Origin of the sequence: Catenulispora rubra (assembly GCF_015356825.1) — a bacterium.
GTDB classification, from domain to species: domain Bacteria; phylum Actinomycetota; class Actinomycetes; order Streptomycetales; family Catenulisporaceae; genus Catenulispora; species Catenulispora rubra.
Window position 1 is genome coordinate 40,986 of record NZ_JAACYW010000047.1, and the last position, 14,991, is coordinate 55,976.

The 14,991-nt window shown below is 67.6% G+C and carries 12 protein-coding genes; 6 read left to right on the top strand and 6 right to left on the bottom strand.

The annotated features are described in order from the left end of the window. Nucleotides 1-155: 155 nt before the first annotated feature. From GWK61_RS16040 to GWK61_RS16050, 3 genes are all read right to left on the bottom strand, one after another. Entirely contained in the window at nucleotides 156-2,369 is a 2,214-nt protein-coding gene (locus GWK61_RS16040; RefSeq protein ID WP_194909174.1) for an ATP-binding protein, read from the bottom strand. Between the two features lie 532 nt (nucleotides 2,370-2,901). Then, on the bottom strand, nucleotides 2,902-5,976 hold the full coding sequence (locus tag GWK61_RS16045; protein WP_194909175.1) for an AfsR/SARP family transcriptional regulator: 3,075 nt from the start codon (nucleotides 5,974-5,976) through the stop codon (nucleotides 2,902-2,904). 179 nt (nucleotides 5,977-6,155) lie between these two features. Beyond that, the gene (locus GWK61_RS16050) at nucleotides 6,156-6,680 is read right to left on the bottom strand and encodes a helix-turn-helix transcriptional regulator (protein ID WP_194909176.1); all 525 of its coding nucleotides are present in this window, start codon (nucleotides 6,678-6,680) and stop codon (nucleotides 6,156-6,158) included. Between the two features lie 947 nt (nucleotides 6,681-7,627). Between GWK61_RS16050 and GWK61_RS16055 the strand changes: the two genes are divergently transcribed. From GWK61_RS16055 to GWK61_RS16070, 4 genes are all read left to right on the top strand, one after another. Then, nucleotides 7,628-7,843 (top strand): DUF397 domain-containing protein, encoded by a 216-nt coding sequence (locus GWK61_RS16055; protein WP_194909177.1) that lies wholly within the window; start codon nucleotides 7,628-7,630, stop codon nucleotides 7,841-7,843. 619 nt (nucleotides 7,844-8,462) lie between these two features. Further along, complete coding sequence (locus GWK61_RS16060) at nucleotides 8,463-8,747, top strand: hypothetical protein (RefSeq protein WP_194909178.1); 285 nt, start codon at nucleotides 8,463-8,465, stop codon at nucleotides 8,745-8,747. Next, nucleotides 8,735-9,241 carry a lipase family protein gene (locus GWK61_RS16065; RefSeq protein ID WP_194909179.1) on the top strand — a complete coding sequence of 169 codons (507 nt, stop codon included), beginning with the start codon at nucleotides 8,735-8,737 and terminating at the stop codon, nucleotides 9,239-9,241. Before GWK61_RS16060 ends, GWK61_RS16065 begins: the two co-directional genes overlap by 13 nt. Before the next feature lie 103 nt (nucleotides 9,242-9,344). After that, nucleotides 9,345-9,995: a hypothetical protein gene (locus GWK61_RS16070; protein WP_194909180.1), complete on the top strand. Its 651-nt coding sequence runs from the start codon at nucleotides 9,345-9,347 to the stop codon at nucleotides 9,993-9,995. A gap of 390 nt (nucleotides 9,996-10,385) precedes the next feature. Here GWK61_RS16070 and GWK61_RS16075 read toward each other — a convergent pair whose 3' ends face one another. Both GWK61_RS16075 and GWK61_RS16080 read right to left on the bottom strand, forming a co-directional pair. Next, on the bottom strand, nucleotides 10,386-11,375 hold the full coding sequence (locus GWK61_RS16075) for an LppX_LprAFG lipoprotein (protein WP_194909181.1): 990 nt from the start codon (nucleotides 11,373-11,375) through the stop codon (nucleotides 10,386-10,388). A 159-nt stretch (nucleotides 11,376-11,534) separates the two neighbouring features. Continuing rightward, complete coding sequence (locus tag GWK61_RS16080; RefSeq protein ID WP_194909182.1) at nucleotides 11,535-12,197, bottom strand: helix-turn-helix domain-containing protein; 663 nt, start codon at nucleotides 12,195-12,197, stop codon at nucleotides 11,535-11,537. 92 nt (nucleotides 12,198-12,289) lie between these two features. Between GWK61_RS16080 and GWK61_RS16085 the strand changes: the two genes are divergently transcribed. Then, a complete protein-coding gene (locus GWK61_RS16085) occupies nucleotides 12,290-13,726 on the top strand; it encodes an MFS transporter (RefSeq protein WP_228562401.1) in 1,437 nt (478 codons plus the stop codon). 56 nt (nucleotides 13,727-13,782) lie between these two features. Here GWK61_RS16085 and GWK61_RS16090 read toward each other — a convergent pair whose 3' ends face one another. Further along, on the bottom strand, nucleotides 13,783-14,283 hold the full coding sequence (locus GWK61_RS16090) for a metallophosphoesterase family protein (RefSeq protein WP_194909183.1): 501 nt from the start codon (nucleotides 14,281-14,283) through the stop codon (nucleotides 13,783-13,785). A gap of 138 nt (nucleotides 14,284-14,421) precedes the next feature. On the opposite strand from GWK61_RS16090, the gene GWK61_RS16095 reads away from it, so the two are divergent. Next, entirely contained in the window at nucleotides 14,422-14,967 is a 546-nt protein-coding gene (locus GWK61_RS16095) for a hypothetical protein (RefSeq protein ID WP_194909184.1), read from the top strand. Nucleotides 14,968-14,991: the final 24 nt, after the last annotated feature.

Consider the following 14,991-nt stretch of genomic DNA (forward strand, 5'->3'; position numbering starts at 1 on the left):
TCCGCGTTCGGCCGGGTCGCTGCCCCGCTACGCTCTTTCCCCGGGACTTGAGGCGATTGCGGCGCTGGCCGCCCTTCCGCGACCGCGGGTTGGATCGCCGTCCGCTGGGGTCTGCAACAGGCTGCGTGTCCGACGTGCTGGTCGTGAGTTACGTTCTACGGCTGCGAGCTCGCACCATGGCCAGCCAAACGGGCGCGCAGACCGGCAGCACGTGGATCCTGGTATCCGCTGAGCAGCGTGGTGGCCTCGGTGCGCGCGGCGGCCGCTTCGTCGCCCTGATCGAGGGCATCCAGTGTGTCCGCGAGGCGGGACAGCACGTCGGCGAGGCGGAAGCGGTCGTGCCGGCCGCGGCTCGATGCCACAGCCTGCCGGTGAAAGTCGGCGGCTTGTGCCGTGCGGCCCAAAGCGTGCAGTGTACGTCCGATGGCCGACAGCATCCGTGCCTGTTGGTCGCGGTGGTGTAGGGCACGTCCCAGGTTCTGGGCCTGCCAAAGCGGTCCTTCGGCATCCGCTGGCTGCCCCATGGCAAGGGCTAGTTCCGCCCGATCGATCAACAACAAGGCTTGCAACAGGGGATCCGCCCCATCAGCGCTGATGATGCGGTCGGCGGTGTCCAGAGTTGTGAGCGCTTGGTCCCAGCGTTCCAGCTCGATGTAGGCTCGCGCGATCGTGCTGTAGGTCTCCAGGATTGCCGAGCCCTGGCGCCCGGGGGTCGCCAGTTCGCTCAAGGCCTGTTCGCCGACTTCGATGGCCGCGGCAGCCAGGCCCTGATACGCCATGACGTGAGCGACGTTGCTTCTCAGAATCGCTGCCCACTGTGCCTGGCCATCGGCGCGGGCATGCTCGGCAGCTTCAGTGAAAACCAGCAGGGCCTCGTCGAGGTGACGTTCTGCGAAGAGCACCAAGCCCAGGCCGTTGGCCGCATCGGCGGAGCCCGCGGGATTGTCCAAGGACTCGAAGGCTGCCAACGCCTCCCGATAGTGAACCCGCGAGTGCGTCAGGTCGTCGGTGAGCCGTTCGCTGCTGGCGACGTTTCGCAGTGCGCGGGCTTGCGCGGTGAGGTCGTCAGTGGCGCGGGCGCCGCGCAGCGCGGCGAGCGCTGTCGAAAGGCGCTCGTCAGCCGAACCGAACGTGAACGTCAGCGGCCAGATGGTCGCTGCGAGCCGGTAGACCGCGCCGCCGTCTCCGGCTTGTTCCAGAGAGCGGATCAGTCCTCGAAGATTGGTGTGCTCGACGGCGTACCAGTCGACGGCCTGGCGGTAATCACCGAAGCGTTCCGGTTCGACCTCCGGAGGGGCCTGTGCGTCCACGACGTCGGTCGCCACGTTCTGGGTCAGGGCGGAGGCCGCACGGGCGCTGTGCAGGTACCACTCGTGCAATCGCCGGAAGGCCTCCTGGCGTTCGTCCTCGGGCTCGTCGGCGGCGGCGACATCGGCGGCGAAGGCCCGCAGCAGGTCGTGAAACTGGAACCGGGCGGCGCTGGTCTGCTCCAGCAGGTGGGCCCCGGCCAAGGTGTCCAGCATCAGCCGTGCCCGCTGGTGCGGCAGGCCCAGCAGTGCGGCGGCCGCACCGCTACCGAATTCCGGTCCCGGATGGAGTCCCAAGAGCCGGAACGCCCTGGCCGCAGGCCCAGGCAGGACGCGATAGGACCAGGCGAAGACGGTGCGCACCGCATCGGCTTCCTGATCGTCATCGGCCGACAGGGCCTGCCACAGTCCAGGGCCCGAACGCAGCTCCGCAACCAAGTCGCCCAACGCCATGAACGGCCGAGCCGCCGCCCGCTCCGCAGCGATCCGCAACGCCAGCGGAAGGCGGGCGCACAGTTCGGCCAGCTCCGCGATCTGCCCGCTGTCGTCGGAGCTTCGGTAATCACTGGTCGCGGCTCTTATCAGGGCGACGGCCCCGGCTTGGTCCAGCAGACCCACGCTGACGCGCCGGGCTCCGTCTCGGGCCGTGAGTCCGGACAGTCGACTGCGGCTGGTCACCAGTACCAGCGGTGCGCCGTCGCCCGGCAGCAGGGGCCGTATCTGCCCCGGTGTCGCGGCGTTGTCCAGAACCACGAGCATCCGTCGGCCAGCCAACAGGGAGCGGTACAGCCCTGCGCGATCCTCCAGATCCTGCGGTATCTCACTGGTCGGCACGCCCAAAGCACGCAGGAATCGTTCCAGCGCCGCGGTAGGTGGTACCGGTGCACCTGCGTCGTATCCACGCAGATCCACGAACAAGTCCCCGTGCGGGAACGAGGCCCGCACCTGGTGGGCGAATCGCATCACCAGCGATGTCTTGCCCGCTCCGGCCGTGCCGACCACCACCACCATCCGCAGCCCTGCGGCCTCTTCGGCAGCACCGGCCTCGGCCAGCGCCGCCATCTCGCGGCTGCGGTTGACGAACCCGGCGACGTCGGCGCGCAGCAGGCGTGGTATCGCGATCGTGGGCGAGGCGCCGTGAAAGTGCACGCCGCCGGAGACGTCCCGGGCCTGCACCACATCTGCGGCGTTTCCCGACAGGTGCGAGGTGACCGTGGAATCGCGGACGTCACGCCGATCGGCCCACCCCATCAGTGCCCTCACCTCTCGTGGCTGTTGCCTGCAGAGTCATGAATCAGAACTCTGATGACCACTACCCGCGCCGAATGCCAGGTGAACGTGATGGTGCTGCTGGTGAAGTCGCGGTCCTGCGCCAGGCGTCCGACCGGCCGTTGGTGATCCTGGGTCGCGCCGTCGGAGCCGATCGAGCGCTGCCAGGCGAAGAGACCCTCAGCGAGGGATTCGTCTCGCGTCGCGGTGGACCTGAGAGCCTCCCAGGCCTCGCTGGCGCCACTGTTCAGAGGGTTTGTCAGCGCTGTGGTGAGTAGACCAGGCGTGCGTATGAGGTCCACAACGACCTATCCGTGTGAGCACGTCAGTTGAGTCGTGAGTCGACGGCGAGGGCCGATTGATGGTGTTCGTACGCGCGAGTGGTGTCGCCGGTGGCGGTGAGGACTTCGGACAGCGCGCGGTGGGCTTCGGCCTGTTCCATCGGTGCTTGGGCTTCTCGGGCCAAGTCCAGGGCGCCTTGGTAGGCGTCGATCGCCCGGCCGGCGTCGTCGATCGCCCAGTACGCGTTTCCTTCGGCCAGTCGGATCTGGGACTGCTGGAGCTGGTCGCGGGTCTGATCGGCCAGGACCGCTGCATTTCGGAGCGCTTCGAACGCGGCGTCGTGGTCGGCAAGGTGGGTGTAGGAGGCAGCCATGAAAACGAGGCTGTCAACCTCGGTGTGGTGGTCGCCGATCGCGCGAAGGAGCTGAAGCGCCGCGTCGAAGGAAGCCAGTGCCTGCAGGTGGTTGCCGGCGTGTTGGTAGACGGCGCCTATGTTGTTGTTCACCACAGCGGTGACGAGCGGGTCGCCGAGGGTCGCGGACAGCGTGTGGGCTTCGTGGAAGCAGGCCAGGGCATGGGTCTGGCGGCCGAGTCTCCGGTGCATCTCGCCGAGATCGAGGAGGACGTCGGCGATCACCGTCAGGTCGTTCTCGTGGCGGGCTAGGTCTAGGGCGTGGTTGCTGAGGGCGATCGCCTGTTCGTGTTGCCCTCGCATGTAGGTGGCGACGGCGCAGAGGTTCTCTGTTGCGGCCACCCGGCTGTGGTCGCCGAGTTCTTCGTAAAGGGTGGCGGCTTCGCGGTAGGCGGCGACGGCTTGGTCGAGGCGTCCGGCGTGCCAGTGGATACGGCCCACCTGGACGTGGCTGTCGGCCTGTCCGTAGCGGTCCTCGCCGGCGTTCCATATGGCCAGTGCTGATTGGGCGCTTTCGAGCGCTGGGCCGAGTTCCTCGGTCCTGAAGTACAGTCCCGCTTGGTCGGTCAACAAGCGGGCGGTGACGGCATCGGCGGCAGGTCCGGTGTCCGTGGGTGCGACCAAGGTCTGTGCGATCAGCTCCAAGGCCTGATGCGAGCGTCCTCTGTGGTCCAGGTGTTGGACGAGCACGTGAGGTAGCAGCCCGGTGTGGGCGGGGCGGTCGTGTTGCGAGGCCCACGTGGTGATGGCCGCCAGGTTGAGTTGCTCGTGATCGAGCCAAGTGCGGGCTTGTTCCGCGGTGTCCAGGGCGATGCCGTCCACCGGCGCCGAGGCCGCGGGGTAGTCCAGGGCTCGTCGGCGCGGGTTCTGAGCGTGGTCGGCGCGGGCGGTGGCGGCGCGGTAGAAGGTGACGGCCCGTTCCACGCCTTGGCGGCTGGCTTCGGCCTGCTGCTCGTCGGACTGAGCGAGGATGAATTGGCGGAGCAGATCGTGGAGGCGGTAGCGGTGGGGCCCGGTGTGGTCCAGGAGCCGGTGGTCCACCAGGGCATCGAGGCGCACGTCGGTGTCAGCCGGCGGGGCTTGGGACATGGCGGCGGCCGCAGCCGGCCCGATGTCCGGTCCGGGGTGGGCTGCGATATAGCGGAGCAGATCGCGAAGCGTGCCGTCCAGTGCTTGGTACGACATGGCGAACGCGGTGTGGATCGGTCCGGTCAGCGGGTCGTCGGCCAGGGCCCGCGACGTCATGGAGAAGCGGGTCACCAGGTCGCCGACGGTCCAGACCGGCCGGCTGCGCAGATGGCCGGCCGCCAGGGTGATCGCCAGGGCCAGGCCGGCGCAGACGCGGGTGAAGCGGACCAGGTCGTCGTCTCGGGGGAGGTCGCGTTCGGTGATGTGGGCCAGGATCGCCACCGCCGCGTCGTCGGGCAGCGGAGCCAGTGTGTGCTGACGCAGGCCCGGCGGCCCGGTCAGGCGCCGCCGGGAAGTGATCAGGGCGATCGTGCCAGGTGTAGCCGGGATCAGGGGTTCGATTTGCCCGGAGCCTTGGACGTCGTCGAGGACGAGCAGCAGGCGGCGGCCACTTGTACGTCGACGCCAGAGAGCTGCGAGGGCCGGAAGTGTGTCAGCGCGGGCCAGCTCGCGGAACGGGGTGCCGAAGGCGTCGAGGAGTTGGGTCAGCGCCTCGCGGGGGTCCAGGGGCGCCAGGTGGGGGTCGTGGGCGTGGAGGTTGATTTGCAGCGCTCCATCCGGACACCGGGAGCGCAGCTGGTGGGCGGCATGGAGGGCGAGGGCGGTCTTTCCTGCTCCTGGCAGCCCTTCGACCGCGAACGTCGCAGCACGCTGGCCGGTGCGCAGGTCGGCTGTGACCGCTTCGATGAGGACCGAGAGATCGGCTTCCCGCCCGGCCAGGTAGGCGGGGGCAGGGTCCAGCGTGTCGATGCCGGACTGGACTCGACGATCGACGGCGGTGACAGGTGCGGGCTGGGCCGGCGCGGTTCCGTTGAGGAGTCGTTGGTGGAGTGCTCGCAGCTCGGGCCCGGGCTCGGTTCCAGCCAGGTCGTGCAGTCTGGCGCGCAGGTCACGGAAGACGGCAAGAGCCTCGGTGTTGCGCCCGTCGCGGTCCAGCGCGGCCATCAGCAGTCTGGCTACACGCTGGTCGGTGCGGTTCGCCGCGGCCAGCTCGGTCAGCTCCACCACTGCCTCGGCGGCGGTGCCGTCGGCGTGTAAGTCCAGCTCGATACGGCGCAGGATGGCTGTACGGCGCTTGTCCATCAGGATCCTGCGGACGGTGTCGGCCCAGACCCCTGTCAGGCCGGCGAGCGGCTCCCCGCTCCAGAGCGCCTCGGCCTGCCGGAACAGTCTCCGGGCGACGGAAGGGTCGGTGGTGGCACGGGACTGCGCTTGCGTCACCAGATGGTCGAAACAGTGGACATCGACTTGTTCTGTCGGGACGTCGAGGCAGTATCCGGCAGGGCCACTGGCGATGTTGCCGGCGGCTTCGTCGGCGCTACGCAGTTGGCGGCGTAGCCGCGAGACGTAGGACGACAGGGTACTGCGGAAGCCGTCCGGCGGGTCGTCGTCCCACAGGCGGTCGGCGATTGTCCGCGCTGGGACCGCCCGGCGCCGCTCCATCAGGAGGACGGCGAGCACAGCTTGTTCGCGGGGAGAGCCGGCCAGGTGGAAACGTTCTCGGACGCGTACGCCCACTGGACCGAGCATTTTGTACTGCACAGGTGCCCCCCAAGTGCATTACAGAACGTTGCTCTGCGCACATGGTGACACGGGTTTTTGTCAGGCTCCAGAGGTATTCGCGACAAACGGTGTTTCTCTGCCACAAATTCCGATTGCGGTGGAATCGGAGCTGGTGAGGGGTGGTATCAGGATGTTCAGGGCGCCGGCCGCGGTATTCGTGTCGGACCGTGCTCGGCTGCCGGGTGCAGCTCAACGACGAGATCCAGCCGATCGGCCCAGACGATCAGCGCGATCAACCGGGGTAGTTGTTCGCCGTCCTCCCACCGCTGCAGGGACGACCTGCTGACGCCGACTATCAAGCCGAGGTCCGTCTGCGAGATCTTGCGGGCAAGCCTCCTGGACTTCAACTGCGGCGCCAGCCGACGCATCTCATGGACTTCCCACGGCACGTCGTCTTCTTGTGGAGCGGGGGACGGCTCGGAACCGCCCAGCCGATCCACGATCGCGAGACGGAACCCCAGCTCGCGCGCCCAGTTGAGCAGGTTGGCGAAACCGGGGGAGTCATACCGCCGTTCCCAGTCCCGGAGCGTGCGGTTCGAGACTCTCAGGAGCTCGCTCAGGGTTTCCCTCGACAGGCCCGCGGCTTCTCGGGCTGCCAGCAGCTGCAACTGGATCGCGTTCGATCGTCGTTGCACTGCCGCGTTGACCCGCAGCCCCATCAAACACCCCGCATGTCCGAACCGTCGATGCGCTGACGTCATTGTCCGGAAAATAGCGAATCAGCCTTGTTGTCCGAAAGCAGCTCCATTGCGTTATGTTCCCGGACTGACCCCGATGGAACCTACCGGACCCGTGCTGCGAGGACAACGGTTCGCGACGCGCTCGGCGCGAATCAGTGAGCAGATTCCCGGTCTTGCCCGCCGGCCCGCCGTGCGTGCGAAGCGATCGAAATCAAGTGATAATCTACCTGTGCCGTGCTGCTGTTCGCCCGCTACCCTGCACCGGCTGCGTATCACTGAAACAGGATCCTGACACGGTGCCCGCAGCATAGCGACACAAGTGCGACAAATCGGTGACCTTGCGGTCTTTCTTCCCGGCGCTGGTTGGCGCCCGGCTGTCGTCCCGGGTTGCTTCGAACTGGTCAAGGACTCACCTTCCGTAGTCGAACAGGAGTTCAATGCGCCTCCCCGCCCCTCGGCAGGCTGCTTCGTTCGTAGCTCTGACCTTCGTCATAAGCGCGCAGGCCGCAAGCGTCGCCGCTGACGCGACGGCCACTCAACGGTCTGGCTCGATAATGCTTCGCGCCGACGAGGATCACGCGCAACTACCTACGAGTGCACTGCCTCTGGTTCGAGGAGCGGTCTTCGACTCGAGCCCGAGCGGGGTGCAGGTGGTCTTGCTGGTTCCAGCAAGCTGGATATCGCACATGGGGTCGGGTTCGAACGGCACTCAGCCGTCGCAGACTGTTTCCTGCTGATCCCGCCCGAGGGCCGGGGGTCCGGCCGAATGCATCAAATGACACAGAGGGCCGCAAGGCCGGCATCCAACGATCCGCAAGCCGGACCGCAATATCTCGTGGAAAACCTCCCATGCGCGGAAAACCGCGGCACGTCGCCGAACCGGAATCGGCTCCGGCGGCGCGGGGGATCACACGGGAGGAGGGGCGATGAGCTCACAGTGCGACGGCTGGAAGAGGAGCAGCTTCAGCGACACCGGGCCGAGCTGCGTCGAGGTGCGTTTCCACGTAGGGACAGACGGCGACGTTGTGGCCCAGGTGCGGAACAGCCGGCAGCCCGAGGGGCCGGTGCTGGTGTTCGACCGGGCCGAGTGGGAGGCCTTCGAGCTCGGGGTTTTCAATCATGAGTTCCAAATGCCCTGCTAGAGCCGAATTCGGCGCTCAGGCGTAGGCGCGGCCCGCTTGGGGGAATCCTTAAGCGGGCCGCCGCCCACAGTCGTACTCAGGCTTCGGGTCCGATCTTTGTACCGGCCGCTAACCGGTGAAGTGCCTCGGTTTCACGCCATGGTGCCGCAGCCAACAGGTCTCGCCGTTCCTCTCGCTCCATCGGAAGGAGGGGCGTGCGATGTCGGTGGAATCGCTGCTTTCGATGCGACGGATCATCTTCGTACGCTGAAATGATTCCGGTATCGAACTAGCCGATCCGGGACGTTCGCGCTCCGGTTGTGAGGGAATCACGTGACGAGTGTGGTGCTGGTCCATGGCACGGGTGTCGCGAGGACGGCTTCAATACCCTTCGCGGCAGGGTCGGCAAGCACCTGGCCGCCGCGAAGTGCGACGTGACGCTCGTCCCCTGCTCATGGGGCGAGGAACACGGCGCGCGCCTCGGCCTGGCCGGAGCCTCGAGGTTGGGACGGATACCGAGGCGGAGGACGCCGACCTTACAGCATGGGCACTGCTGGAGGCGGACCCGCTCGCCGAGTTGAAGGAACTTGCGAGGCGCAGCAAGGCCCCTTACATACCGGCTCAGGACGCCACCCCGGACGTGGTCCTGGCCGGGCCTCTGGCCGGGCTGACCGACGTTTCTGCGGTGACAGAACTGGCCGCCGCCCACGGATTCAACCTGGAATCGGTCGCGAAAGCCGCAACCGGTGTGGCGAAGGACCTGCGGCTGCTCCTCGCCGACACCCGTCTGGACCTTTCGGACGTCCGCCGTGCCGTCGCCCGCTCGGTCGTGGCGCACTTATTGACCGACCGGGACGACGAGGGCCCGACGAAGGCGTCCACATTGGCCTCGACGGCGAGGCCATCGATGAAATGGCCCAGGTGATCCTCGGAGCGCTCGGAGAGCCCGGCGAATCGCTCGGCATCTTCTCGACGCTGACCAAGCCGGTCTGGCTGCCGTTGTGGCGGAGCACGGAATGGACCGGGTCGTGGCGGCTGCATTCGAAGCGAGGCGAGATCGGCGAGAAGTCGGCCAGCCTCATCGGCGACATCCTGTGGTATCAGGTGCGCGGCGACGCGATTCGCACGTGTATCGCCGAGACAGTGGCGACGGCCGAACCACCCGTGGTCGTCCTCGCTCACAGCCTCGGGGGTGTGGCCTGCGTCGACCTGTTCGCGCAGGACGACTATCGTGACGTCGTGTCCGCACTGATCACCGTGGGTTCGCAAGCGCCGTTTCTCATGAGATCGACGCGCTGCATTCTCTGCGCTGCGGTGACAGCCTTCCGGAATTCTTTCCGGCGAGGTGGCTCAACGCTTATGACCCCCGGGACCCGCTGGCCTATATCGGCGAGGGTGTCTTCGGCACCGAGCGTGTGAAGGACGTGGAGTTCAACACCCGGCGGCCTCTGATCCGCGCACACAGCGCGTACTTCGGCCACAAGCCGTTCTATCGTTGGCTGGTCCAGGAACTGCGCAGCCTGTGACCGCTGACGCCGATGTTGACCCGGAGCGGGTCTTCGCTCTGATCGTTTCCGTCGAGAAACACAGGGATTCGAGCTGGGATGTCAGTGGTCCCTATGCGGACGCTTGCGCTTTCGCCACCTGGCTTGTGGACGTATGTCACGTACCCGTGGGGAACGTGATCTCCTTAGCCTCGCCCCAGCCCGGAAGTCTGCACGACAGCTCCGGCATGCCGTTGCTGCCTGACGGGATCATCACCCGCTCCGCCGACTCCGCCATGGTCAGCGAGCTGTTCATGGATGAGCTTGCTCAGATCAAGGCGGATCTGCTGTGGGTCTTCTGGTCCGGGCACGGCCTCACCAACCCGGAAGGGAGCCGCGTGCTGGTGCTCGCCGACAGCACGACCTCGGTGACACGCGTCATAGAGGTCGAGGGCTTGCAGCGGGCTCTACAGTCCCAGCGCGTTGGCGGTAACAATGGGACTGACGTGGTGAGAGTCGCGATCGCAGTCACAAGCGTGGAGCCCGCCTCTCCCGAACTGTTGCCGTTGAGTACCGAGCGTCGCAAGCACATCGCCGACCTTGTCAGGGGACCACATGCGTCGACTCGACATTGCACCCAATGTGGGAGTGCTGACGATCGTCGACGCGCTGACGCAAGCCCTCGATAGCGCCGAGGGTGGCAAGGATTCCGCGACTCTGTTCTGGTGCGCTCCAGGCGCGACAGGAAACCCCGCGAACGATCGCCGATGGCGGGGGAAGATCGACGACGACTCATCACAGAGCAAGTGGACCTGACGCGCCGTGACCGCGTGACACGAAGACCACGGAACAACGCGACCTTTTGCGCGTCATCGTTTGAGCTTGCTGAACCGGGCTACTAGGGACGTCTGACCGCTAGGAAGGGAGACGTCGTCATGTACGCCGGTGGTCTTCTCGCCACGTTGTTGATCCTTGGCTTGATCCTGCTCGTGACCACGCTGGCGGTGGTCATCTCGGAGCCACGCGACGTCGGGGCGCCGCGTACCCGGGAAGATCCCTCCGACATCACCCGTTCTCACTCAGGTGTGCGTCGGCGCCGCCGGTAGTGTGAACGTGACGCACACGCTTGTCGAAGTCGGCTGGATCGGCGACGGGAGGCTGACTGGGACGCAGGTCGCCTGACCGGCGCCGCCCGACGGCGGGGCGCCGATGATCACGCCGCCGCCGTTTTGCGGGGAGGTCGAACCGTTCAGGGGGTCGCCGGAGACCTTGAACTGCTGGCCGGAGATCGCGAAGGAGATCTGGTCCTGGTCCGTGAGGACTTGATCGGCCGGTGGCGGGGTGATCGTGACCGGCTTGCCCCACTGGCTGAAGTGCAGCTCGGTGCGGCCCGCGGTTTGCTTGTTTGACGCTGATGTCGCCGCCGACTGGAAGACGATCTCGACCGGGAGGCCGGAGGCGTCGAGCCAGACATCGACGTGGCCTGTCGTGTCGCCGGCCAGGTCGCCGGTGAAATGGGTCGCGGCGACGCCGTCAGCCGTACCCGTCCCGGCCTGGGTGAACCTGCCCTTCGCCAGAACTTCCTTGACCAGCGCCGCCGGGTCGGATCTCAGCATGCTGAGGACCGGCGAGTTCTTCGGCACGAGATCGGTCGCGCTCATCGCGAACCATGAGGCGTTCGGCTTGGCCTTCGAAGTGGCGTGGTAGCCCTTCGGTATCGAGGTGTAGAAGGTCGTGCCGTCGTAGAGGACGTGGGTGGGAACCATGTCCGCCGCATCGCTGAGCTTCAACGTCAGCTCGCCCTGCACGGCCGGCGCGAAGACAACCGCCCCGTCGACCGTCCCGGAGGCACCCCCGGAGAGCACCCCGTGGACGTGGACACTCTTCGCTGCGACAACCTGCGCTGCCGCGAACTGAATCGCACCCCCGACGGACTTGTCCGACCGCGCCGCGAGCCCACTCCTACTCGCGCACCCCGCGACCACCGCCACCGCAGCCGCCACGCCGGCGGCCGCCGCAACGCCGCGGACGACACGCCGCCTGCGTCGCTGTGCACTGTGCCCTGGCATCGGCGTTCCCCCGCCTCACTGATCGCGAAGTCTGACTGCGTCCCGATCGGCGCTCGTCGAGATTAGCGTTCAGCGTGCCTCAGCGGCACGCAAAGGTCTACGCATCGTGGCCGCGACCCGCGGGGCGGTCAGCAGTGGTGGAACGGCACGAGCCCAGCCTCACCGCGCGAGCGTCGCACGAATCGCGTTGTCGACCATCGCCTCGAAGTCGTCCGCAGCCCGTTCGTCGGCGGTGAGATCGCGGACGCGGGCCAGTGCGGGGAAGCGCTGGGCGTCGAAGTCGCGGATCACCCGCTCCCGCTGTGTGTCCTCGCGCGGCTTGTGTTGGTGCCTGTCCAGGAGTTCGCCGACGGTGAGGTACCAGCAGGCTCGGAAGGCGGTCAGGGCTTCGCTCGGGGACAGGCCGGCCTGGAGGAAGTCGTCCAGGCAGGCGTTGTTGAACGGCAGGGCGGCTTCGGCGTTGAGTTCGCCGCGGATGAGGATGTGCAGGACCCAGACGCAGTCGGCCAGGTAGTCGTGGGCGCCGACGAATCGGTGGCGGAGTCTTTGCTGCGGTGTGTCGCCCGGGACGTCTACCGGCAGGCCTGATGCGATCTGCTCCAGGATCGCCACCAGGAGTGCGTCCCGGTCTGCCACGTGGCGGTAGAGGGAGGCGGCGGCGGTGTTCAGTTCGGCGGCGACGGTGCGCATCGTCAGGGCGTCGAGGCCGTCGCGTTCGATTACCCGGCGGCCGGCGGCGACGACGATGTCGGGGGTCAGGCCCGGGCGCGGCCGGCGGGGCCCGTAGCGACCCCGGGTTGCGGGGTCGGCTCGTTCGATCACGACGTCCATCCTGGCAGGTCTGGCGCTGAGTCTTGCCCGTTCGGGTGGTTAGGGTTACCTTACGCGTACAACGTTCGCATTGGAGGGGTCCCATGAGTGTCGTCGATGAGCAGCCGGCCGGTGTCCGGGCCGCGACCGACCCGCCGGCGCGGGCCGGCCTCGTGCTCGGTGTCGCGTGTCTGTGCCAGTTGATGGTCGTGCTCGACATCAGCGTGGTGAACGTGGCCCTGCCACGGATCGGCGCCGATCTCGGGTTCGCGCCGGGGTCGCTGTCCTGGGTGGTCAACGCCTACACGCTCGTCTTCGGCGGGCTGCTGTTGCTCGGCGGGCGGATCGCGGATCTGGTCGGGCACCGCCGCACGCTGGTGGTGGCCCTGGCCGCGTTCGGGCTCGCCTCGGTGCTGGGCGGGCTGGCGACAACCCCGGGCGAGCTGATCGCCGCCCGCGGCGGGCAGGGGCTGGCCGCGGCGGTCCTGGCGCCGGTGACCCTCACGGTCATCCTGGTCACGTTCCCGGAGGGCCCGGCCCGGCGGCGTGCGATCGCCGTCTGGTCGATGGTCGCCGCGGCCGGCAGCGCGTTCGGGGTGCTGCTCAGCGGCGTGCTGACGGAGTACCTGGACTGGCGGTGGGTGCTGTTCGTCAACGTGCCGATCGTCGCCGCCGCGCTCCCGCTCGCGCTGGCCGGCGTGCGCGACCTGCGGCGGCCCAGCGCCGGGCGGCTCGACGTGGTGGGGGCGGTGCTGGCCACGGCGTCGATGACGCTTCTGGTGCTGGCGACCGTCTACGCCGGCGAGCACGGCTGGAGCGGCACGACGACCCTGGTCGGCCTGATCGGATCGGTCGTCACGGCCGCCGGATTCGCGTACTGGGAGCTGCGGGTCGCCTCGCAGCCCCTGGTCCGCTTCGGCATCTTCCGCGTCCGCACGGTGTGGGTCGCCGACCTGATCGTCGTCTTCATCGGCGCGGCGACCCTCGGCGGCTTCTACTTCGCTTCGCTCTTCCTGCAGGAGGTGCTGCACTACAGCCCAGTCAAGGCCGGCGCGGCTTTCCTGCCCTTCTGCTTCGGGATCGTCGTCGGCAGCTTCACCAGCGCGAAGCTGGCGGCGCGTTTCGGCAACCGCGTTCTGCTCTCGGTCGGGTCGCTGCTGGGTGCCGCGGGCATGCTCGGTTTCTCTCTGCTCGACACGGGTTCCACCTTCTGGTCATTCCTCGTGCCCTCGCTGGTGGCCTCGGTCGGGATCGGCGCGTGCATGGTCGCCAACACCGCGATGGGGACCTCCGGCGTCGCCCCGCAGGAAGCCGGGCTCGTCAGCGGGCTGCTCAACACCAGCCGCCAGGTCGGCGCCAGCGTCGCGCTCGCGGTGCTGACGACCGTCGCGGTGAGCACGATCCACCACGACAGCAGCCTGAAGGCGCTGAGCCGCGGCTACAGCCACGCCTTCGCGGTCGCCGGAAGCTTCGTGCTGGTCGCCGCGCTGGTGGCGGTGCTGTTCGTCCCGGGGCGGCCGAAGGCTGTCGCCGCCGACTGACCCGGGTGTCGGTTGCGGGCCCGGGCCGCCAGCCCGGGCCTGCGACCGGCACGTTCTCAGCGCTCGATCGTCAGCTTGTCGACCTCGATGCCGTACTCGTTCACCGCCCGCAGCACCAGCTGCGAGGGACGGCCGTAGCGGCCGGGCTTGACGTCCACCGCGAGCAGCGCGTAGCCGGTGTAGCGCACGCGCGACCAGTCGACGTTCTCCGGTGTCTTCACGCCGCCGGGGCTGCGCACCCACGACGCGAACGGCGCGACGTTGTCCACGTCGTTCTCATAGCTGTCGGCGACCGGGAACTGGTAGAGGCTGTTGCCCGAGCTGCCGGCCACGACATAGGTGGTGCCGTAGGTCTTCGACCGGACGGTCGAGCCGATCGGGGCGGCGGTGGTCACCGAGCCGCCGCGCAGCGGGTCGGTGCGCTCGTAGACGTGGTTGTGGCCGTTGATCACCAGATCGACGTCGAACTGGTCGAACAGCGGGGTCCACGCGGCGCGCACGCCGCCGTCCGAGGCATGCGCGTCGGCCGTGCAGTACGCGCACTCGTGGAAGTACACGACGATGAAGTCGATGCCGCTCGCCGAGCTCGTCGTCCTGGACAGAGAGGGAGTCGAATCGCAAACCTGAGGGCGCAGGGTCCTGATTGACTTGGCCCGGGGGCGGAGGCCTGCGTCCGCCGGTCGGAGGGGGTAGCGATGGTCTTTGTCACGACGGCGACGAGTGCGGCGGTTGCGCTGCTCGGTGTTGCTCTTGGTGGCTGGTTGAGTACTCGGAACCAGGATCGGTCGTGGAAGCGGGAGCATGCGCGGCAGTGGCGGGACATCCGGCTCGAAACCTATGGCGATTTCGCGTCTGCCTATCGGGAACTCGTGGCGTTCGCTGTGGATCCGACTGCCAAGATCACCGCGGATCCACATCCTCAGAGGGCGGGGGAGCTGATGCCGCGGTTTGACGACGAAGGGCGGCGATACAAGGAACGGCTTGACGCGGCGTCCGTCGCTGTTCGTCTCGTATCGGAGTCGACCGACACCATGAAGGCCTGTGCCGCAGTAGTGCAGAGTGTTCGGCGTATAGCTGCCGCGCGGGCGGAAAGCCAGGGCGTGGACATCCCCGTCGAGGCCTTTCAGGCTCTCTGGGCTGCGCAGGATGCATTCTTGAGCACCACGCGTCGCGAGCTCGGCCTTTCGGACGTCTCCTGGGAGACCGTCTACCCCGCCGACGAGAGCGGTGCAACGGTCTGAAGAACCGCTCCCCACCAAGTCACC